This window comes from Streptomyces niphimycinicus, assembly GCF_018883605.1.
Classification (GTDB): domain Bacteria; phylum Actinomycetota; class Actinomycetes; order Streptomycetales; family Streptomycetaceae; genus Streptomyces; species Streptomyces niphimycinicus.
The window spans coordinates 39,226-58,382 of sequence record NZ_JAHLEM010000036.1 but is presented as its reverse complement, the minus strand read 5'-3'; the positions used below and the strand labels follow the sequence as shown (position 1 = coordinate 58,382).

Annotated in this window: 25 protein-coding genes and 1 pseudogene; 11 read left to right on the top strand and 15 right to left on the bottom strand. The window is 71.5% G+C overall.

The features are described 5' to 3' along the window. Positions 1–7: 7 nt before the first annotated feature. Positions 8–916, top strand: coding sequence for a PDR/VanB family oxidoreductase (locus KN815_RS04435; RefSeq protein WP_216340385.1), 909 nt, complete (start codon positions 8–10; stop codon positions 914–916). A gap of 76 nt (positions 917–992) precedes the next feature. Then, positions 993–1,760: a siderophore-interacting protein gene (locus KN815_RS04430; protein ID WP_216340383.1), complete on the top strand. Its 768-nt coding sequence runs from the start codon at positions 993–995 to the stop codon at positions 1,758–1,760. 50 nt (positions 1,761–1,810) lie between these two features. Here the strand turns inward: KN815_RS04430 and KN815_RS04425 are convergent, their stop codons facing one another. The 3 genes from KN815_RS04425 to KN815_RS04415 all read right to left on the bottom strand — a co-directional run bounded on the left by KN815_RS04425 (position 1,811) and on the right by KN815_RS04415 (position 3,696). After that, entirely contained in the window at positions 1,811–2,413 is a 603-nt protein-coding gene (locus KN815_RS04425; protein ID WP_253208752.1) for a DJ-1/PfpI family protein, read from the bottom strand. Between the two features lie 108 nt (positions 2,414–2,521). Continuing rightward, entirely contained in the window at positions 2,522–2,944 is a 423-nt protein-coding gene (locus KN815_RS04420; RefSeq protein ID WP_216340379.1) for a tautomerase family protein, read from the bottom strand. 50 nt (positions 2,945–2,994) lie between these two features. After that, a complete protein-coding gene (locus KN815_RS04415; RefSeq protein WP_216340376.1) occupies positions 2,995–3,696 on the bottom strand; it encodes an SDR family oxidoreductase in 702 nt (233 codons plus the stop codon). A 185-nt stretch (positions 3,697–3,881) separates the two neighbouring features. On the opposite strand from KN815_RS04415, the gene KN815_RS04410 reads away from it, so the two are divergent. Next, complete coding sequence (locus KN815_RS04410) at positions 3,882–4,526, top strand: TetR/AcrR family transcriptional regulator (protein ID WP_216340374.1); 645 nt, start codon at positions 3,882–3,884, stop codon at positions 4,524–4,526. Between the two features lie 54 nt (positions 4,527–4,580). Here KN815_RS04410 and KN815_RS04405 read toward each other — a convergent pair whose 3' ends face one another. The 6 genes from KN815_RS04405 to KN815_RS04380 all read right to left on the bottom strand — a co-directional run bounded on the left by KN815_RS04405 (position 4,581) and on the right by KN815_RS04380 (position 10,594). Beyond that, positions 4,581–5,591, bottom strand: coding sequence for a PfkB family carbohydrate kinase (locus KN815_RS04405; protein ID WP_216340372.1), 1,011 nt, complete (start codon positions 5,589–5,591; stop codon positions 4,581–4,583). Then, positions 5,588–7,081 carry a purine-cytosine permease family protein gene (locus tag KN815_RS04400; RefSeq protein WP_216340370.1) on the bottom strand — a complete coding sequence of 498 codons (1,494 nt, stop codon included), beginning with the start codon at positions 7,079–7,081 and terminating at the stop codon, positions 5,588–5,590. The genes KN815_RS04405 and KN815_RS04400 overlap by 4 nt, the downstream gene beginning before the upstream one ends. Positions 7,082–7,151: 70 nt before the next feature. After that, complete coding sequence (locus tag KN815_RS04395) at positions 7,152–8,159, bottom strand: ADP-ribosylglycohydrolase family protein (protein WP_216340368.1); 1,008 nt, start codon at positions 8,157–8,159, stop codon at positions 7,152–7,154. Positions 8,160–8,294: 135 nt separating this feature from the next. Further along, positions 8,295–9,011 carry a GntR family transcriptional regulator gene (locus tag KN815_RS04390; protein ID WP_216340366.1) on the bottom strand — a complete coding sequence of 239 codons (717 nt, stop codon included), beginning with the start codon at positions 9,009–9,011 and terminating at the stop codon, positions 8,295–8,297. Between the two features lie 200 nt (positions 9,012–9,211). After that, positions 9,212–9,772: a CGNR zinc finger domain-containing protein gene (locus tag KN815_RS04385; protein WP_216340364.1), complete on the bottom strand. Its 561-nt coding sequence runs from the start codon at positions 9,770–9,772 to the stop codon at positions 9,212–9,214. 87 nt (positions 9,773–9,859) lie between these two features. Then, positions 9,860–10,594: an alpha/beta fold hydrolase gene (locus tag KN815_RS04380; RefSeq protein ID WP_216340361.1), complete on the bottom strand. Its 735-nt coding sequence runs from the start codon at positions 10,592–10,594 to the stop codon at positions 9,860–9,862. A gap of 63 nt (positions 10,595–10,657) precedes the next feature. On the opposite strand from KN815_RS04380, the gene KN815_RS04375 reads away from it, so the two are divergent. Further along, entirely contained in the window at positions 10,658–11,692 is a 1,035-nt protein-coding gene (locus tag KN815_RS04375; RefSeq protein WP_216340359.1) for a helix-turn-helix transcriptional regulator, read from the top strand. 26 nt (positions 11,693–11,718) lie between these two features. Here the strand turns inward: KN815_RS04375 and KN815_RS04370 are convergent, their stop codons facing one another. After that, positions 11,719–12,738 (bottom strand): D-cysteine desulfhydrase family protein, encoded by a 1,020-nt coding sequence (locus tag KN815_RS04370; RefSeq protein WP_253208751.1) that lies wholly within the window; start codon positions 12,736–12,738, stop codon positions 11,719–11,721. A gap of 174 nt (positions 12,739–12,912) precedes the next feature. Here KN815_RS04370 and KN815_RS04365 point away from each other — a divergent pair, with 174 nt between their 5' ends. Continuing rightward, positions 12,913–13,089 (top strand): hypothetical protein, encoded by a 177-nt coding sequence (locus KN815_RS04365; protein ID WP_216340357.1) that lies wholly within the window; start codon positions 12,913–12,915, stop codon positions 13,087–13,089. On the opposite strand, the gene KN815_RS04360 is transcribed toward KN815_RS04365, so the two are convergent. Then, positions 13,077–13,607, bottom strand: coding sequence for a winged helix-turn-helix transcriptional regulator (locus KN815_RS04360; protein WP_216340355.1), 531 nt, complete (start codon positions 13,605–13,607; stop codon positions 13,077–13,079). The genes KN815_RS04365 and KN815_RS04360 overlap by 13 nt on opposite strands. Positions 13,608–13,705: 98 nt before the next feature. Between KN815_RS04360 and KN815_RS49990 the strand changes: the two genes are divergently transcribed. From KN815_RS49990 to KN815_RS04350, 3 genes and pseudogenes are all read left to right on the top strand, one after another. Beyond that, positions 13,706–13,885, top strand: a complete 180-nt coding sequence (locus tag KN815_RS49990; protein WP_253208756.1) for a hypothetical protein — start codon at positions 13,706–13,708, stop codon at positions 13,883–13,885. Next, positions 13,854–13,985, top strand: a pseudogene (locus tag KN815_RS49985) (SDR family oxidoreductase); the annotation flags it as partial. The gene KN815_RS49990 and the pseudogene KN815_RS49985, both read left to right, overlap by 32 nt. A 61-nt stretch (positions 13,986–14,046) precedes the next feature. Continuing rightward, a complete protein-coding gene (locus KN815_RS04350) occupies positions 14,047–14,406 on the top strand; it encodes a nuclear transport factor 2 family protein (protein WP_216340353.1) in 360 nt (119 codons plus the stop codon). A gap of 48 nt (positions 14,407–14,454) precedes the next feature. Here the strand turns inward: KN815_RS04350 and KN815_RS04345 are convergent, their stop codons facing one another. Next, a complete protein-coding gene (locus KN815_RS04345; protein WP_216340424.1) occupies positions 14,455–14,595 on the bottom strand; it encodes a hypothetical protein in 141 nt (46 codons plus the stop codon). On the opposite strand from KN815_RS04345, the gene KN815_RS04340 reads away from it, so the two are divergent. Then, a complete protein-coding gene (locus KN815_RS04340) occupies positions 14,590–14,760 on the top strand; it encodes a hypothetical protein (protein WP_253208750.1) in 171 nt (56 codons plus the stop codon). The two genes, KN815_RS04345 and KN815_RS04340, sit on opposite strands and share 6 nt — an antisense overlap. 41 nt (positions 14,761–14,801) lie before the next feature. Here the strand turns inward: KN815_RS04340 and KN815_RS04335 are convergent, their stop codons facing one another. The 3 genes from KN815_RS04335 to KN815_RS04325 form a co-directional block, all read right to left on the bottom strand. Beyond that, a complete protein-coding gene (locus tag KN815_RS04335; protein WP_216340351.1) occupies positions 14,802–15,122 on the bottom strand; it encodes a hypothetical protein in 321 nt (106 codons plus the stop codon). Between the two features lie 54 nt (positions 15,123–15,176). Continuing rightward, on the bottom strand, positions 15,177–15,872 hold the full coding sequence (locus KN815_RS04330) for a DJ-1/PfpI family protein (RefSeq protein WP_216340349.1): 696 nt from the start codon (positions 15,870–15,872) through the stop codon (positions 15,177–15,179). 146 nt (positions 15,873–16,018) lie between these two features. Next, complete coding sequence (locus KN815_RS04325; RefSeq protein WP_216340347.1) at positions 16,019–17,050, bottom strand: LacI family DNA-binding transcriptional regulator; 1,032 nt, start codon at positions 17,048–17,050, stop codon at positions 16,019–16,021. Between the two features lie 110 nt (positions 17,051–17,160). Between KN815_RS04325 and KN815_RS04320 the strand changes: the two genes are divergently transcribed. Both KN815_RS04320 and KN815_RS04315 read left to right on the top strand, forming a co-directional pair. Next, entirely contained in the window at positions 17,161–18,339 is a 1,179-nt protein-coding gene (locus tag KN815_RS04320; RefSeq protein ID WP_216340345.1) for a phytanoyl-CoA dioxygenase family protein, read from the top strand. 16 nt (positions 18,340–18,355) lie between these two features. Then, on the top strand, positions 18,356–19,132 hold the full coding sequence (locus KN815_RS04315) for an SDR family oxidoreductase (protein WP_216340343.1): 777 nt from the start codon (positions 18,356–18,358) through the stop codon (positions 19,130–19,132). Positions 19,133–19,157: the final 25 nt, after the last annotated feature.

Here is a 19,157-nt window from a genome sequence, read left to right as displayed (position 1 = left end):
AATCGCGATGCAACAGACCATCGTCGGCGCCATCGAGCGGGTAGCCGAAGACGTCGTATCCCTCGTCCTGAAAGGCGCCACCGGTCCGCTGGCGCCCTGGGAGCCGGGGGCCCATATCGACCTGGCCCTGCCGAACTGGCTGACCCGGCAGTACTCGCTGTGCGGCGACCCGGCGGACCGGGAGTCCTACCGCGTCGCGGTGCGGCACGACCGCCTCAGCCGGGGCGGTTCGGAGTACATCCACCGGTTTCTGCGCCAGGGCCGCACCCTGGACGTGTCGCTGCCGCGGAACCATTTCCCGCTCCTCCCCGCGCCGGAGTATCTCTTCCTGGCCGGCGGGATCGGCATCACCCCGATCCTGCCGATGCTGCGCGCGGCGGCGGCATCGGGCGTCCCGGCGTCGCTCGTCTACATGGGACAGTCCCGCGCGTCCATGCCCTTCGCCGACGAACTGCGCTCCCGCTACGGCGATCGGGTCCGGATCATCGCCACCCGAGAGCAGGGCAGGCCGGACTTCGCCGCTCTGGCAGCCGCACTGAACCCCGGTGCCGTGGTCTATGCCTGCGGCCCCGGACCGATGCTCGAGGCGGCCGAGGCCGCGTTCCCGGCCGGACGGCTGCACGCGGAGCTGTTCCGCCCGGTGGCCAGGTCGTTCGCCCCCAACACGGCGTTCGAGGCGGTGTGCGCGCGGTCGGGGCAGACGGTTCAGGTGCCGGCCGACGAATCGCTGCTGGACGCCCTGACCCACGCCGGATATCCGGTGGCGTCCGGATGCCGCGAAGGGGTCTGCGGCAGTTGCGAAATCGCCGTCGTCGACGGCGAGCCCGAGCACCGGGACGCCATCGGCGCCCCCGCGGGCCGGATGTACGCCTGTGTGTCCCGCGCCCTGTCCCCGCGGCTCGTCGTGGACCTGTGACCCCACGGCGAGCGGACTTGAGCGGAAGGCGAGGAAAGACGTGTTGCCCAAGGTGCGCACACCAGAATCACGGCGAATGATCACGTTGGAGGTACGCGGGAACACCACGCTGACACCCGGCTTCTCGACCATCACGCTCGGCGGCGCGGAACTGGAGCATCTGAAGCCCACCGGTTTCGACCAGACCGTGCGGCTGTTCTTTCCCCGCGAGGGGCAGGACAGCCTGAGAATGCCGAAGCTCTCCAGCGAGGCGTGGATGGCGGAGATTCTCCTGCTGCCGAAATCACGCAGGCCCTGGGTACGCAACTTCACCATCCGCCGCGCCCGGCCCGAACTCGGCGAAGTGGACATCGAGTTCGCCCTGCACGGCGACACCCCGGCCGCCGCATGGGCCCGGCGCGCCCGGCCCGGAGACCCGGCGGGCATCTTCGACATGGGCGTGACCTATCTGCCGCCCGCTCATGCCGAATGGCAACTGCTCGCCGGGGACGAGAGCGCCGTACCGGCGATCCTCGCCATCCTCGAGCACGCTCCGGCGTCACTGGCCGCGGAGGTCTTCCTGGAGGTTTCCGGGACCGCCGACATCCGCGCGGACATCACCGCTCCCGAAGGCGTACGGGTGCGGTGGCTGGCCCGGGACGGCGCGGACGCGCTGCCCGGCAGGCCGGCCCTCGACGCGGTCAGGAAGTCGTCGCTGCGGCCGGGCCGGTTCTACACCTGGGTCGCCGGGGAGGCCGGAATGGCCACCGGGGTGCGCCGCCATCTGGTGCGGGACCGCGGCGTACCGAAGCCGGACATCGCGTTCTTCGGGTACTGGCGGCACGGCCGTTCGAGCCCCGGCTGACCCTGCCGCTGTGCCGGTGCGGTGTGCTCACACCGGCGGTTGCGGTGTGCTCACACCGGCGGCTGCGGGTCGTACTGGATGCCACGTCGCACCTGACGTGCCCGCTCCGGCGAGGCCAGCCGGGCGACCAGATGAAGAGCCATGTCGATACCGGCCGAGACCCCCGCGGAGGTGATCATGTCACCGTCGTCGACGAACCGCTCCTCGGGCCGTACGTCGATCGTCGGGTCGAGTTCGGCGAGCAGGTCCAGCGATCCCCAGTGCGTGGTCGCCGGCCGCCCGGCCAGCAGTCCGGCCGCCGCGTAGACCAGCGAGCCCGTGCACACGCTGGTCATCAGGGGAACCGAGCGCCGCTGGGACCGGACCCACTCCAGGTGCTGCTCGTCCTCGAGCTGGGGCCGGGTCCCCCGGCCGCCGGGGTGCAGCAGCACATCCAGTGGGGGCAGGTCGGCCATCGCCTGATGCGCCTCGACGGTGAGCCCCTTCGCGCAGGTCACGGGGTTGCCGTCGGCGGAGAGGCAGAACACCTGCCACCCGTCCTCGGCGAAGGTGCGCGTCCAGTACGACAGCACCTCCCATGGACCGATGGCGTCGAGTTCTTCCACGTCCGGGAACAGCAGGATCCCGATCTTCCGCGTATCCGCATGGGCCATACGGTGATCCAACCAGACCCGCCCCCGTTCAGCCATGGGTTCCCCGCGAGGCCGCCGAGCGCCGTCGGTGGCCTCGCTCGCCGCCCTGGTGCGGTCGCGGGCGGCCGGTCAGTACGGCAGCGGCCGGTTCTCCCGCGCCCAGATCCGTTCCGCTTCGCTGCGCGGGGGCGGCGGCGCCATCCCGTCGATCATCCAGAGGTCCCGGGGCGTCTCGTCGATATGGAACTCGCAGTGCAGCCCGCGATCCCGGGTGTGCGGGGCCAGCACACGGTCGAGCCCCTCGACGGACCTCTTCCTCATGCCGGGGTCCGACAAGTGGCGGGCGATGTGCTCGATCACGACCCGGACGGTGCGGTTCGACGGCTCGCCGCCGACCAGGAACGAGGACTCCGGGACGTCGTGGAACAGGGTGACGACGTAGAACTTCGGCAGACCGACCTGGGTGTAGTACTCCGTGACGTCCGCGGCGAATTTCCGCTTCTGCTCTGCGGAATAGGCGTCGACCGGATGGTAGATGTGCCACAGGGGCATGGCTCTCTCTCCTTCGAGGAAGAGTGAAGTCGAACGGTGGCGACGAGCGGTCAGCGTCCGAGGAGAAGGGTGAGCCCCTCCACCGGCCCGGCGAGCGCCGCCTTCATCTGCCGGGTCACATCGTCGACGAGCACCTCGTCGGCGCCGTTCTCGACGCCGTCCAGAACCGCCTCCGCGACCTCGGCCGGGGAGATCTTCCGACTCGGGATCCCGGCGGCCATGTCAGTGTCGGCGAGCCCGAGGTGCACGCCGACCACCTGGGTCCCCTGCTCGGCCAGCTCTATCCGGAGAGAGTTCGTGATCGACCACAGCGCGGCCTTCGAGGCGCCGTAGGCGGCAGCGCCCGCGCCCCAGGACAGCACGGAGTGCATGTCCACCAGCGCGCCGCCGCCGTTCGCCGACAGGGCCGGGGCGAACTCACGTGCCACCCGGAGAGGCCCGAAGACATTCGTTTCGAACGTCGCCACCACATCGGCCATGTCCGCCTTCAGCAGCGGCGAGGGCAGCAGCACCCCCGCGTTGTTGATGACGATGTTCACATCCGCGGCCCGATCGGCGAGGGCGGCGACCGCGTCCGGATCGTTGACATCGAGGGAAACGGCCTCGACCCGCGGGTCCTCGCTGGGGCTGGGCTTCCGCGCGGTCGCGTAGACCTTCGCCGCGCCACGCCCGAGCAATGCCTCCACGAATGCCTTGCCGATGCCACGTTGACCTCCGGTCACCAGCACCACCGAACCATCGATCGCAACCATGTCGGACCCTCCTCGTCTCGGAGCGCGCTCGAACCGGCAGGGGCGGCGGACCGTGAGGCCGCCGTCCCCGTGGCGCGCTTAAATAGATTATTAGCATCATCTATAACGGGTCGCAAATATCATCGGTGCGGTAACCGGCATCCCGTACCCGAGTCCGGCAACCTACGCAGAAGGAAGTACCGACCATGCCCCGAGCATCCCGAGCCGAGGCCGAGCGCCACCGCGAGCAGGTGATCGCGGCCACCGCGAAGCTGGTGCGCACCCACGGCGCCGACAAGGTGAGCGTTCCCCAGGCGATGGCGGCGGCGGGTCTGACCCACGGCGGGTTCTACCGCCACTTCGCCTCGAAGGACGATCTGATCGCCCAGGCGTGCTCGGCCGCGTTCGCCGAACGCCTCGCGGACATGGAGGAACCCCCCGAGGGCGAGGACACGGGCGAGGACCGCGGCCGCGGCGTCCGGGCCGCTTTCCTGGCCGCCTATCTGTCCGCACCGCACCGCGACAACCCCGGGCTGGGGTGCGCCGCCGCGGCGCTGGCGGTGGACGCCGCACGCGCGGAGCCCGGCGACCCGCTCAAGAGGGCGTTCGGCGAGGGTCTGCGCAAGCTGATCGACGCGATGGAGCGAAGCGCCAGGAAGTCCGGCGGCACCGCGGCCGACGAGGAGTCCGTCCTCGTCGAACTGTCCACCATGGTCGGGGCGTTGGTCCTGGCACGGGCCTGCGCGGGCGACGACCTGTCGGACCGCATCCTGACGGCGGTACGCGACCACGTCCTCGGCGACGATGAGCACACACCCGGCAGGCAGGACACTTCCGAGACCGCCGGGTGAAGGACGCGCTCGCGTCACGGGGAGGGACCTCCGTGACGCGAGCGCGCGGGCGGGCTACCGCCCGAGCGCCGAGGACAGCCGCGCCGCGAGGGGCTCGCCGTCCAGGAGGTCCAGCAGCTCGCCGAGGGTCGGTCCGGTGGCGGGGCCGTGCCGGGTGACCGCGAAGGCGGCGGCGGCGTTGGCGCCTCGTACGGCGGTGCTCGGGTCGAGACCGTGGCCGAGGAGGGCCAGGAACGCTCCCGTATGGGCGTCCCCCGCGCCGTTGCTGTCGACCGCGGTCACCCGGCGGCCGGGGATGTGCAGGGCCGCTCCGCCGGGCGGGACCAGCCAGCAGCCCGCCGCGTCGGCCCGCAGAAGCACACCGGTGCGCGGGCCCAGCCGGGCGGCGAGCGCCGCCGCGGCCTCCTCGGTGTCGTCCCGGCCGGTCAGCAGCCGCCCCTCACGCTGGTTGCAACTGACCCAGTCGCAGCGCTCCAGAACGGGTGCCAGCACCTCGTCCGGGATCTGGTCGACCAGGGGACCCGGATCGAGGAAGACCCGGATGTGCTCCGGCAGCCGCGCGACCAGTGAGGCCAGGACCGGGCCGTTGACCGGGTAGGCGAGCCCGTAGCCGGAGATCTGCACCATGTCGCCGGGGCGCAGCGCGGCGAGCACGGACGTCGCGTGGGCCTCGGTCAGCCGGGCCTCCGCGCCGAGGCTGGTGGCGAAGGTGCGCTCGCCGCCGCCGTCGACGAAGGCGACACAGAACCCGGTGTCCTCCTCGGCCACCGGAGCCAGCACCATGTCGACGCCTTCCCGGGCGAGGTCGGCGCGCACCCGGTCGCCGAACGGCCCGGTGCCATGGGCGCCCGCGTACACAGCGGAGAGGCCCAGGCGGCGGGCGGCGGTGAGGACGTTGAATCCGCCGCCCGTGGTGAGGGTGGTGTCCGTGGAGACGATGTCGCCGCCGCGTTCGGGCAGTGCGGGCACCCGCATCACCAGATCGACGATGGCGTTGCCGAGCAGGACCAGCCGGCCGCCCGTCACCTCGCCGGGGGCGCCGAGGGCGCCGTCGTGGCCACTCATGAATGCTCCCGCGCGGCCGGGGTGGGCAGCACCTGCTGCTGGGGTCGCTGCCCGGACGCCTCCTCGCGGACGGTGCCGTCGAACCTGCGCAGCACGGCGTAGACGGCGGCGGCGAGCAGCAGGGTCACCACCCACCCCAGCCCGTTGGACCCGATCCAGCTATGGGACAGCGGCCCGGAGAACCACACGTCGGTCGCACTGGTGCTCGCCTCGGTGAACAACAGGCCCACCACGATGGCCGCCGTCCAGGCGATCATCGCGGCCCAGGCGATCCCGCCCCGGAACCAGTAGCGGCTGGAGCGGCCGACGTCCATCAGCGCCGCGCCGTCGTAGGACCGGCGGAGTATCAGGTCGACCGCGAAGACGCCCACCCAGGCGTTGATAGGGACGGCGAGGAGGGTGAGGAAGGTGATGAACGGGCCGTAGAAGTCCTTGGCGATCAGGATGAAGTAGATCCCGCCCGCGAAGGTGACGACCACGTCCAGGCCGACGGCGAGGGTGCGCCGGACCCGTATGCCCAGGGTGATCATGGTGAGTCCGGCCGAGTAGACGGACAGGTGATTGGAGAGCAGCAGTCCGCCGAACGCGGCGATCAGATACGGGATGGACATCCACGACGGCAGCATCGTGTTGATGGCCGAGACGGGGTCGGAGGCGGAGGCGAGATTCGGCTCGCCCGCGGCCAGGAGTGAACCCAGCGAGATCAGCACGACCAGCGGGATACCGGCGCCGAAGGCGGAAGCGGCCACCAGCCTGCCGCCCGGAATCCGCCGGGGCAGATAACGGGCGTAGTCGGCCCCCGTGTTGGCCCAGCCGATGCCGGTACCGGCGGCGATCATGCCGACGCCCACGACCATCGCGCTCACCGACCCGACCGGGGCGTGGAAGACCTTGTCCCAGTCCACGGTGGTGGCGAGGAAAATGATCACGACCAGGTTGAGCAGACCGAAGATATAGCTGGCCCATCTGTTGATCCACATGATGGTGGCGTGGCCCAGACCGCTGATCAGCAGCGTGCAGCCGATGAAGACCAGCAGACACACCACGGTCAGGACGGTGTTCCGCCGGATGCCGAACGCCGCGTCGAGCAGTGCCAGCAGGGCGAAGGCGGCCGTGGTGGTGTTGATGGTCTCCCAGCCGAGCCGGCTCATCCAGGTGACCAGCGTGGGGCCGGCGTTGCCGCGGACCCCGAACACCGCGCGGGAGAGGGTGAGGGCGGGCGCACCGCCCCGCTTCCCCGCGATGCTGAGGGCGCCCACCAGGGCGAAGGAGCCGAAGGAGCCGAGGATGGCCACGACGGCCGCCTGCCAGATGTTCAGGCCGCGGAAGCTGACCAGGGCCGCGCCGAGCGGCAGGCCGAGGATGCTGATGTTCGCGGCGAACCAGGTCCAGAACATCTGGCTCGCGTGGCCGTGGCGCTCGGCGTCCGGAACCGGCTCGATGCCTCGCGTCTCCACGGAGCCGACGCGGTCGTTCTCTGAAGCCGCCATGGTGGTACCTGTCTTTCTGTCCGGGGGCGCTCCGGTGCGGATATGAGGGCGGGCGTGGGGGGCGTGGGGGTCACGCGGCCGTGCCGGCGCGCAGCGCGAGCAGGGCCGTGGCCAGCGGTTCCAGGTCGAGACCGTTGACCGAGCGCAAAGTGGCGAGGGCTTCGTCGGGGAGGCCCGAGGCCCCGCTGACGGCACCGGCTATGGCCCCGGCTATCGCGCCGATGGTGTCGCAGTCACCGCCGAGGTTGGCCGCCAGCAGACCGGCCCGCCAGGGCTCGCCCTCGGCGAGGGCCAGCACGGCGAAGGCGGCGGGGACCGACTCCTGGCTGGCGACGCTGGTGCCGACCAGGTCGCAGACGCGGTCCAGGGCCTGCCGCTCGGGCAGACCGCGGACCAGGTCCACGGCCCAGCCGATACGGGCGGCGATATCGGCACCGGCGACCCAGTGGCCGCGCTGGGCCCCGGCCGCGGCCGCCGTGACCGCCGCGTCGAAGGCGTCCTCCAGATCGCCGCCGTCGATGCCCCGGCTCACCGCGGCGGCCACGGCGGCGGCGGAGGCGATGCCGATGGAGGTGTCATGGGTGACCTGGCACGCCTCCGCGACCCGGTCGAGGAAGGGCTCCAGCGGGGTGTCGGGGAAGGCGACGCCGACGGGGGTGATCCGCATCGCCGCGCCGTTGGTGGCACCGGCCTTGCCCGCCTCCTCCGGCGGTACGCCGCGGGACACGGCCTCCAGGGCCGCCTTGGTGGAGGGGCCGAGCAGGTCGAAGGAGCCCTTGGCCTTCATGGCGCGCTCCCACTCCAGCAGCTCGTGCGCGAGCCGAAGCGGTTCGATCCGCCCGCCGGACCCGGTCAGCAGCCGGCCGACGATGACGGCCTGATCGGTGTCGTCCGTGACCGAACCGGCGGGCATTCCGGCGCTCACCGGGTTGTCCTCCGGGCCGGGCTCGAAACCGGTGACGGTGCCGAACCGGGCGACGATGGACGCCCGGGACATGATCTGGGTGGGCATGCCGAGGGCGTCGCCCATCGCCAGGCCGTAGAGGGCGCCGAGCGCGCGGTCGTGCTGGTGGTTCATCGGGACTTCCTGTCGGTGCGCGGAGGCGGTACGTCGGGGAGGGCGGGTGCCGGGTGCGGTCTCAGCGGGCGCATCACCGGGGGCCTCATGGGGAGCGCCTCAACGGTCGCCGCATCGAGGGCCTCATCGGGGGCCTCATTGGGGCTGCTCGCCGAAGCCGAGGTGCAGTTGGAAGCGGGCGGGGTCCAGCAGGCTGGTCACCTGCTCGACGATCTGGCCATCGGCTCCGCGGCTGACCCGGCGGGTGTTGAGCCAGACCTCGCCCTCCTGGCGGCGGAGCAGTGTCGCCTCGTCGGCGGCCAGTTGCCGTACGGAGGCCCACTCGTCCCCGTGGGTGGCGCGGATGCCGACCGCGGCGAGGGTCTTGGTCAGCGAGCCGTCGAGGAGCCCGCCGAGCGGGACGTCGGCGAGGGCCGGGGCCATCGGAACCCTGCTGCGCTCCAGCGCGACCGGGGTGCCCTCGGGCAGCACGCGCAACCGGTCCAGCGCCATGAACTCGACGCCCTCGATGCCCAGTTCCCCGGCCAGCCGGGCATCGCGCACCGCTTCGAGGCGGAGGACCTCGGTGGTGACGCGGGCGCCCTGGTCGGCCAGTGCCCTGGTCCAGCCCAGGCGGTTGTCCAGCAGACCGCCGTCGAAGGTGACGAACGAGCCGACGCCCGCGTGGGTGGAGATCAGCCCTTGCTTGCTGAGCTCGTCCAGCGCCTGGCGAACGGTGGCCCTGCTGACCGCGAAGCGCCGGGTGAGCGCGTGTTCGCCGGGCAGTCTGCTGCCCGGCTCCAGGGCGCCGCTGTGGATCTCACGGGCCAGAACGCGGGCGATGCGCTGATGCTTGAGGACCTGTTTAGGCATGTCCGGTAGTTAGCCATACATGTCCAGTCCTGTCTAGAGTCGCAGGACATACATCCCGTCGACGGTCGTCCGCCACGCGGCGGGCCGTGTGATCAGCTCGCTGTGATCAGCGATGGGCGGGCGGGGTGCTCAGCACCCAGGGTCCTGTCGTTTGGATCAGGCCAGACCCCGCGAGCCCGGCCTGATCCAAACGACAGACCCTAAGCGGCAGGCTCCTGGGCCTGCCGCTTACGGGCGCGGTAGGCGGCCGCCTTGAGCTTGTTGCCGCAGGGCTCCATGCCGCACCACTGCCGGCGCCCGCCGCGCGACCGGTCGATGTAGACACGGGTGCATTCGGGGTTGCCACACTCCTTGAGGAGCGGCACATCCGGACCACTGAGGAGCTCGACGGCATGCCGTGCCACCGTGGAGAGCGCCTCCTGCGACGTGGCGTCCGTCCGCCGCCCGCCGGCGGTGAGTTGCGGCGCCGCGGGAGGCTTGCGGGCCGCGTCGTTCACCACGGCCAGTGCCTCGCCGTCGTAGGGATCCCCCGCGACGCGGGCGGTGACCAGCTCGTAGATGGCCTCCCGCAGGGCCACCGCGTGCTCGACATCGGCATGCTGACTGGCGGAGACGGCATCGACGATTCCGGACTCCAGATACCAGGCGTCCAGCCGGTCCGGGGACACGAACATCTCGAACCGCACCGAGCGGCGAGCGCGCAACGTCGCGGCGAAGTCGAGAGCGGGGTTCCCACACAGAAAGACATGCTCCAGATTCACATCACCATCCTGACAGGTGATTTTGATCTTTCGCAAGGTCGTCACCGGCGCCCGGCGGCGAGCCGCATCAAGCGTGCGTCGTGCCGGTCAGGCAGCGTCGTGCAGGATCGCCGCCAGCTCGCCGGGCCGGTCGAACATCGGCCAGTGCCAGCCGGGCAGCTCGCGGTACGCCGAACTCTCGGTCGCCATGTGCCGGAAGGCCGGAACGGTGGCGATCCGCGCCCGGACCTGCTCCACCGAGAAGCCGCACAGCACATGCAGCCGCGGCAGCTTCTCCCACGTCTCGGTCAGCCGGACCGGGGTGGTGGCGGTGGCCCACGGCTGCGGCACCGACAGCCGCACCAGCCGTTCGAGCGTGCCGTCCGGCAGCCCGGGCACCTCGGAGGCCAGTTGCCGCCACGGCGGTGGCGGCAACTGCCGGCCGTCTCCCTCCGCACGGACCAGCTCGGCGTTGCGCCTCCGCTCCTCCGGCGGGGCGAACTCCGCGTGGGACATCCCGTCCGGCAGCGGACCGCTGTCGATGAACACCATCCGCTTGATCCGGTCCGGCATCCGGTCCGCCACGCTCGGGACCACCACCGCACCGGCATAGCTGTGCCCGACCAGGACCACATCGCGCAGGTCCTCGTAGCGGATCAGGTTGAGCACATCGGTGATGTGCGTCTCCACATCGGTGTCGGGCCGGGCCAGATGCGCCCGCTCGCCCATCCCGGTCAGGCTGAGCGCGTGGACGTCGTGCCCACGGCCGCGCAGATCGGCCGCCACGGGGCGCCAGGCCCAGGCCCCGAGCCAGAACCCGGGAAGAAGTACGTAGGTTGCCATGGCCCACACGCTAGGAGGGATACCGGACAGGAGCCGCCCGGTATCCGCGCCATACTTCCGGGCATGACCCGACCGACCGCCCGTGTGCTCGCCCTGCTGGAGATCCTTCAGGCCGGTGGCACCCGCACCGTCGCCGACCTGGCCGACCGGCTCGGCGTGGACGAGCGCACCGTACGGCGCTATATCGGCCACCTGATCGACCTGGACGTCCCGGTCCGTTCGGTGCGCGGCCGCTACGGCGGCTACCGGCTCGCCCCCGGCTACCGGATGCCCCCGCTGATGCTCACCGACGAGGAGGCGCTGGCCGTGCTGCTGGGCGTGGTCGCCGGGCGCCGGGCCGGGCTGGTGACCACGTCCGTCGCGGCGGCGGAGAGCGCCGCCGCCAAGGTGCGCCGGGTGCTGCCGGAGGCGCTCGGCCGTCGGCTGGACGCGCTGCTGGCCACCGCCGACTTCACCGCCCCCGCCCGTCCCGTGGTCATCCCCGAGACGAGTGTGCTGCTGATGCTCGCGGAGGCCGCGCGGGACCGCCGGCCGGTCGCCGTCAGCTACACCGCGTGGAAGGGGCGGCGCAGCGAACGCACCGTGCACCCGTACGGGATCGTCGCGCACTCCGGGCGCTGGTATGTGACGGGGGCGGACTCGGCCAGCGGCGAGGTGCGCACGTTCCGGCTGGACCGGATCGAAACCGCGACGGTGCTGCCCGGGTCGTTCGAGGTGCCCTCGGGGTTCGACCCGGCCGCCCGGGTGCTGTCCGGGCTCGCCGGGGTGCCCTACCTGCACGAGGTGTCGCTGCGGGTGCAGGGCACGGTCGAGCAGGTCCGCCACCGGCTCCCGCCCGGGCTCGCCACGGTGCGGGAACTTCCGGCCGAACCGGCGGAGGGGGCCGCCGGTGCTGCGGCGGAGAAGGCGGATCGTACGGCGGAGAAGGGGGAAGGCGGCGGATGGGTGCGGGTCCAACTGCGGGCCGAGCGGCTGGAGTGGGTGCCCTCCGTCCTCGCCTGGCTGGACCTCCCGTTCGTGATCGAGTACCCGGACGCCCTGCGCGACCAGGTACGCGCCCTGGCCCGCCGACTCGCCTCCTGCGCCGACGCGGAGTAGCACCGGCCCGAACCGCGGTGCGACGGTCAGCCGCGGGGCCACCGTACGGCGGTGTCGGCCACGGCGGAACGCGCCCGCCGCAGCGCCTCGGTGTGCCCGAACAGACCGGGCAGACCGCCGGTGTGCAGGAAGACCGTGCGCTGCCCGGGGCGCACCTGACCGTCGTGGACGGCCGCGATGAGACCGGCCAGGGCGCGGCCGGTGTAGATGGGGTCGAGGACGATGCCTTCGGTGCGGGCCGCGGTGGTGATGGCGTCCATGACCGGTTCGGTGAGCGACGAGTAGCCGGGACCGACCTGATCCAGGCGCAGCCGCAGGGACGTGGCCACGGGTTGCCCGGCCAGCCCGTCGACCAGGTGGCCGACGGTGTGCTCGGGATCGGCGATGGCTCCGCAGTGCACGCCCAGCACGCGCTCGGCTCCGAGGGCGTGGACGAGACCGGCCATGGTGCCGCCCGATCCGACCGCCACGACCGCCGTGGCCAGGTCCGGGGCCTGTTCCAGGAGTTCCGTCCCCGCCTCGGCGTAGCCCCGGGCGCCCAGCACACTGGATCCGCCGAAGGGGATCACCGCGGGCCGGGCGCCCTGCTCGCGCAGGTCCGCGGCCACGTCCTCCACGGCCGCCGCGAGTTCGGCCTCGCTCACCTCCCCCGCCCATACGACGCGGGCGCCGAAGAGACCGTCGAGCACGATGTTGCCGGTCATCCCCTCGCTCGGCGCACCGGCGAGGACGAGGACCACGTCCATGCCCAGCCGTGCCCCGGCCGCGGCCGTCAGGCGGGCGTGGTTGCTCTGCGCGGCCCCGCTGGTCACCAGCGTGGTGGCGCCCTCGGTGCGGGCGGCCCCGGCCGTCCACTCCAGCTTGCGGACCTTGTTGCCCCCGCCACCCAGCCCGATCAGATCGTCACGCTTGACCCATAGATCTCCGGGCTCCAGCCCGATCGCACGGGCCAGCCGCGGCGCGGCCTCCAGCGGTGTGGGCCGACTCATCAGCTCGACCCGCGTGGCTTCCTGACGCCACATGGTTTCCTGACGCTCTTCTGACACGATCGCCGCCTTCGCTCGCTGCGCTGAGGGATATCCGGTTGGGAGAAACGCCCGTTGGACGGACGCGGGAACACAGACGCCGCACCCCGCGAATCCCATCGCGTCACCCACTTGACCGGTGACGCGTGCGGCTGCGACCATCGTCGGACCATCGAAACGACAAGGAACGATGCGATGTCGGACAAGCGGGAAGTACAGGATGCCGCGGAGACGGCGCGCCGCACCCGGTTCAGCAAGCTGCCGGAGCGGATCCGCCTGGAGGACACTGTGGAGGAGAGGGCGGCCATAGCGCCGGACCCCGCGAAGGACATGTACAACCCCGACGAGTGGCTCGTTCGCTACTGCCTGTGAGACAAGTCGCTCGCGCGCGGCGGGCGCTGCCGTTCGAGTTCGACATACCGGGCACGCATCGCGTCACTGGCGGCCGGACCCGCCGTGAAGACGAAGGTCTCGCCGTCGTCGAGGCTGCGGCCGGTGCGCGCGTCCACCACGACGGGTTCCACCTCCTCGCCGGTCCGGGCGTCGACCAGGATCATGGCGCGCTCCTCCGGTGCGAGGTGCTGATTGCCCCAGGCGGCCAGGGCGACGACCACGGGCCGCAGCGAACGGCCGCGTTCGGTCAGCACATATTCATGGCGCACCGGGTTGGTCTGGTAGGGGCGCCGCTCCAGGAGGCCGTCCGCCACCAGGGTCTTCAGGCGTGTGGTGAGCATGCTGGTGGAGATGTTCAGGCTCTGCTGGAACTGGTCGAAGCGCGTATAGCCGTCGAAGGCGTCGTGGAGGATCAGCAGCGTCCACCACTCCCCCACGTGCTGAACCGTGGTCGACAGCGGACACTCACGGTCCTCCAGCCTGATCCGGCTTGCCATCGCGACGCCCTCCCGAGTTACTGCTAAAGTGAAAGTTACTTGCTTCTATTTTAGCAGTCGCAAGGGATGCGCTCTCGCGCGCCCCGGAACGGACAGCCTTGCCCACCTCCTTCGATGACTCTCTCACCGGCCGTCGCGCACTCGTCACCGGTGGCACCAAGGGCGCCGGAGCGGCGATCGCGACCCGGCTGCGGACGGCCGGTGCGACCGTGCTGGTCACCGCCCGCTCCCGGCCCGAGGACGGCTGGCATCCCCCTCGGGCGCCCCAACCGGCCTGAAGAGGTCGCCGAACTCGTCGCCTTCCTCGTCTCCGACCGGGCCTGCGCCATCGTCGGCGCCGAACACGTCATCGACGGCGGCACCGTTCCCGCGCTCTGAGCACCGTCCCGTCCGGGACGGCCAGAGAACCATCGTTAAGAAAACCATCAGCGAGGCAGCCATGACCGACGACACCACCACGCCCTTCGATGCCACCGACCTGCCCGACGTCGTCAAGCGGTATCTGAAGGCACACAACGAGCACGATGTGCCCACGGCCTCGGCCACACTGACGCCGGACGCGACCGTCATCGACGACGGCCGCACCTACCAGGGGATCCCGGCCATCGAGCGGTGGCTGGACCGCGCCACCTCCGAGTACTCGTACACCACCACGCTCATCGGGGCCGAGCGGGACGGCCCGGACCGCTGCACCGTCACCCAGCATCTCGAGGGCGACTTCCCCGGCGGCACCGTCGACCTTCACTATCGCTTCACCCTGGACCAGGGCCTGATCAGCCACCTCACCATCGCCCCCTGACCCACCGCGCTCGTGGCGGCACACGGTCCGCCAGAAGCCGTACGGGCGTCAGTCCGTCCTGCCACCGCCGCCGGGAATGGCGGCCCGCTCACGAGCGGCGCGCACCACATTGCCGAGGGGGTCTCCCTGTGCCAGGCGGTTGATGTTGGCCGCGATATCCGTGGCGCGGGCCGCGCCGGAGCGGTGCACACCAACCTCCTGTGGCACACCGTCCTGCTCGCCCCGGCCGCGGCGATCAGGGTGCTGTTCGCCCGCCTGCTGTCGAGCAGACTGGACATGCGGCGCACCAGGGGTGTCGCCGTGGTGCTCGCGGTGGCGAGCGCGACCGTGCTGGTCATCCAGCAGTTCGTCTGAGCCGAGCGGCGGCTCCGCCGCTGCCCCGGCCTCGGGGAGGCTCAGCCCTTCGCCGCCACGGGGGCGGCCCGGCGCTCTCCGGTGACCTTGGAGGAGGGCAGCCGCCCGGCCTTGGCGGTACCGGTCATCCGCTCGCCGTCGACCGTCATGGTGAACGCGAGGTTCAGCCGCATGGGCTTGGTGATGGCCTGCCGCCAGGTGAGCCGGTCACCCTCGAGCGCCACATCGGCCAGCGGCACCTCCTCGCCCGCGCCGTGGGCCGTACCGGTCAACGTGCCGTCCTCGTCGCGGAATTCGGCCGTGGCCCTGATCCGGCCGATGGGGGTGGAGATGGTCAGATCCCAGGTGCCTGCAACGGACATGGTGGTGTGCTTCCTCAACGTGGGTCGGGGCGGATTGCGCTGGGGGCGGTGTGGTCACAGGGCGGCGGGCGACGGCCCGTGGTGGCGCCAGGGGGTGCCGCGGCGCTCGTAGGCGAACAGCTCCTCGACGGCGTGGGCGATCTGCGGCCCCAGTTCGCGCTCCAGCAGGTACAGGCCCAGATCGAGCCCGGAGGTGACGCCAGCGCCGCTCACCAGGTCGCCGTCGTCGACGACACGGGCCCTGACCACGTTGGCACCGGTGGCGTCCAGCATGTCCAGGCCCATGTGGTGGGTGGTGGCCCAGCGGCCCTCCAGCAGACCGGCCATGGCCAGCACGAGCGAGCCGCCGCACACCGTGGCGACGGTCACCTCCGGACGGTCCATGGCCGCCTTCAGCAGTCCCGGCAGGCCGGTGTTCACGGCGCGGCCCAGCAGGACCGGGATGAATTCGTGCTCCCGCCACTCGCCCGCGTCCGCGTCCGCGTCGAGATCGGGGACCTCGCCGGGTTCTCCGACCCGGCCGGCCGCACCGGGGACCACCACCAGGTCCGCCGTCGTGGGATCCAGGGCGGCCGTGGCGCGCAGCGGCACACCGCCGACTCCGCTCACCACCTCACGCGGCCCCTCGGCGGACACCAGCTCGGCGCGCAGCATGCCCCCGGCGGCCATGCCACCGGCGTGCAGCACTTCGTAGGGGGCGAGCACATCGAGCAGGTCGAAGCCGTCGAACAGAACGATCTGGGCGAGCATGAAATGGTCCCTCACATGCGGCGATGGCCAGTCTGTCTGGCCTTGTCCCGACGCTAGGCGAGGGCGGAAACCGCTCCCAGTGGCACGAGCGACATGGTTCAACGGAATATCGCCAAGCGGGCCGGAGGGTGCCGCGGACAGAGGTCTCAGACCAGGTCGGGCGGCATGTTGTACGGCGTGACGACCTGGATGGGCGAGGGCAGGGCGGGGCCGTCGTCGGGCAGGGCTCCGTGGGCCCGCATGATGGTCTGGCAGGCGCGGCGCATGTCCTGGCGCAGATCGTGGTGGAGCACGGCGGACAGCCGGCGCTCGCGCAGCAGCCGGGTGTTGTCGTGGTCGAGGTCATGGGCGATGAACACCTCGTAGGCGCGGCCCAGTTCCTCGAAGGCTTGAACCGTGGCGGTGTTGCCGCCGCCGATCGAGTAGACCGCCCGGATCTCCGGGTCGTGGCGCAGCGCCCGCAGGACCAGGTCACGCTGGGTGGCGTCCAGACCGTCGCTGTCGGTGACCTCGACCAGCGTGCGCCCGGGATGGGCATTGCGCAGGGCACTGCGGAACCCCATCTCGCGTTCCTCCTCCCCGCGGAAGAAGCCGCGGCTGACGGTGGTGAGCACATGGCCGGGGCGGTCACCGAGCCACTGTCCCAGGAGGTACGCGGCGGTGGCGCCGGCGGCGCGGTTGTCGATGCCGACATAGGACCGGCGTGCGCTGCCGGGCAGATCGGTCACCAGGGTCACGACCGGTATGCCCACGGCGGCCAGGCGGCCGACGGCCGCCGTGACCTCCGGGACGTCGGGCGCCTTCAGAACAACGCCCTGGGAGCCGCCGCGCGCGGCGACGCGGTCCAGCGTATCGATCAGCTCCTCGACCGGACCGGTCTCGCGGAAGTGGAAGCGCGAGCGCAGCACCGCGGGGCGCAGCGCCGGCAGCTCCGCCTCCAGGGCGGCGCGGACCGCCAGGGAGAACCGCTCCGGCGCCTGCATCACGATGTCGATCATGAAGGTGCGGCCGCCGATACGGACCTGGGTCCGCTGCCGGTCCAAGTCCTTGATCGCCTGGCGGACCTCCCGGGTGGTGCTCTCGCGCACGCCGCCGCGGTTGTTCAGAACCCGGTCGACGGTGGCCTCGCTCAGGCCCGCCTGCCGGGCGATCTCCCGGATCGGATACGGATGGGACATCGGCGCGCCTCCATGAGGGGTTTTTGATGGACTGCTGAGGATTGCCCGATGCTCGGCTGATCACAACACTGGCAGAAAGCCGCAGCCCACGGGAAGGACCGGAAAGCATCATGTCCCTCGCCGCTCCGAGGTCTCATGTCTGGCTCAGTGAGGCCGACTGCACTCTCGACGCCTTCCGCGCCCTGGTCGAGCGGACCACCGACTCCGGCGATCACCCCGGCGCCGACGCCGTGGTACGACACGTCCCCCTCTACGACGGCGACCGCCTGCGCGCCCGGGCCGCCACGGCGCCCGGCCGCCGGGAGGCGCAGGCGGAACTGGTACACGCCCTGCTGGAGGGCCCCGGCATCGTGGTGTTCAAGCGCGCCTTTCCCGACCCGTCGGTCCTCGACCGGGCCACCGAGGCGTTCACGACGCTGATCGAGGAGGAGCGGGCGGCGGGCTCCGCCCGCGGTGACCACTTCGCCAAGCCCGGCACCAACGACCGGGTCTGGAACGCGCTGGAGAAGCTGGCCCTTCGAGCGCCGGAGGTCTTCGCCGACTACTACGCCAACGACCTCCTCGCCCTGGTGGCCACCGCCTGGCTGGGCCCCGGCTACCAGCTCACCTCACAGATCAACCAGGTCAACCCGGGCGGCGCGGCGCAGAGCGTGCACCGCGACTATCACCTCGGCTTCCTCTCCGAGGCGCGGGCCGCGGCCTACCCGGCCCATGTCCACCGGCTCTCCCCCGTGCTGACCCTGCAAGGCGCGGTCGCCCACTGCGCCATGCCCGTCGAGTCCGGCCCGACGCTCTACCTGCCGTACTCGCAAGCGTATGAACCCGGCTATCTGGCCTGGCGCCGTCCGGAGTTCATGGACTACTTCGTCGAGCACCACGTCCAACTGCCGCTGGAGGCGGGCGACGCGGTCTTCTTCAACCCCGCGCTCTTCCACGCCGCCGGGCACAATCGCTCCGCGGACATCCGGCGGATGGCGAATCTGCTCCAGATCTCCTCCGGCTTCGGCCGCGCCATGGAGACCGTGGACCGCACGGCGGTGGTCGACGCCGTCTTCCCCGTGCTGCGGCAGCGCAAGGCGGACGGCGCCTCCGAGGACTGGCTGCACAACGTCGTCGCGGCCTGTGCCGAGGGCTACCCCTTCCCCACCAACCTCGACCTCGATCCGCCCGTCGGCGGCCTCGCCCCGGACTCCCAGGCCGATATCGTCCGGCGCGCCCTGGAGCGGGACTGGACCCCGGACACCCTGCGCGCCGAGCTGCGGGCCGGCGCCGAGCGCCGCAAGAGCTGAAGGAGACGGATCGCTCATGGGACTGCTGAAGGACAAGATCGTCCTGGTCAACGGCGGCAGCCAGGGAATCGGCGCCGGTATCGTCCGCGCCGCCGCCCGCGAAGGGGCCACGGTCGCCTTCACCGGACGCCGCCCCGACGTCGGCGAGCCGCTGGCCGGGGAACTCACCGACCAGGGCGCCACCGCCACCTTCCTGCGCGCCGATCTGGCCGATCCCGCGCAGGCACGGGGCGGCGTGGCGGAGGTGGTGGCGGCCCACGGCAGGATCGACTGCCTGGTCAACTCCGCCGGGCTCACCTCGCGCGGGACACTGCTGGACACCACCCCGGAGCTCTTCGACGCGCATATCGCGATCAATCTGCGCGCCCCGTTCTTCGCCATGCAGGCCGCCGTCGCCGACATGGTGGCCAGAAAGGCTCCGGGCACCATCGTCAACATCATCTCCAACTGCGCACACGGCGGATATCCGTTCCTGGCGCCGTACTCCGCCGCGAAGGCCGGGCTCGCGGGCCTGACCCGCAACGCCGCCCACGCACACCGCTGGGACCGCGTCCGTATCAACGGCCTCAACCTCGGCTGGACCGAGACCGAGGGCGAGGACGCCGTCCAGCGCGCCTTCCACGGCGCGGGGGACGACTGGCGCGAGGAGGCGGCCCGCGCCCAGCCGATGGGCAAGCTCGGCCAGGTGGACGAGATCGCCGAGTTCGTCGTCCTCCTGCTCTCCGACCGCAGCGGTGTCGTCACCGGCTCGGTCATCGACTGGGACCAGATCGTCGTCGGCGGACTCGGCTGACCCGCCGCACCGTTCACAAGCAGTA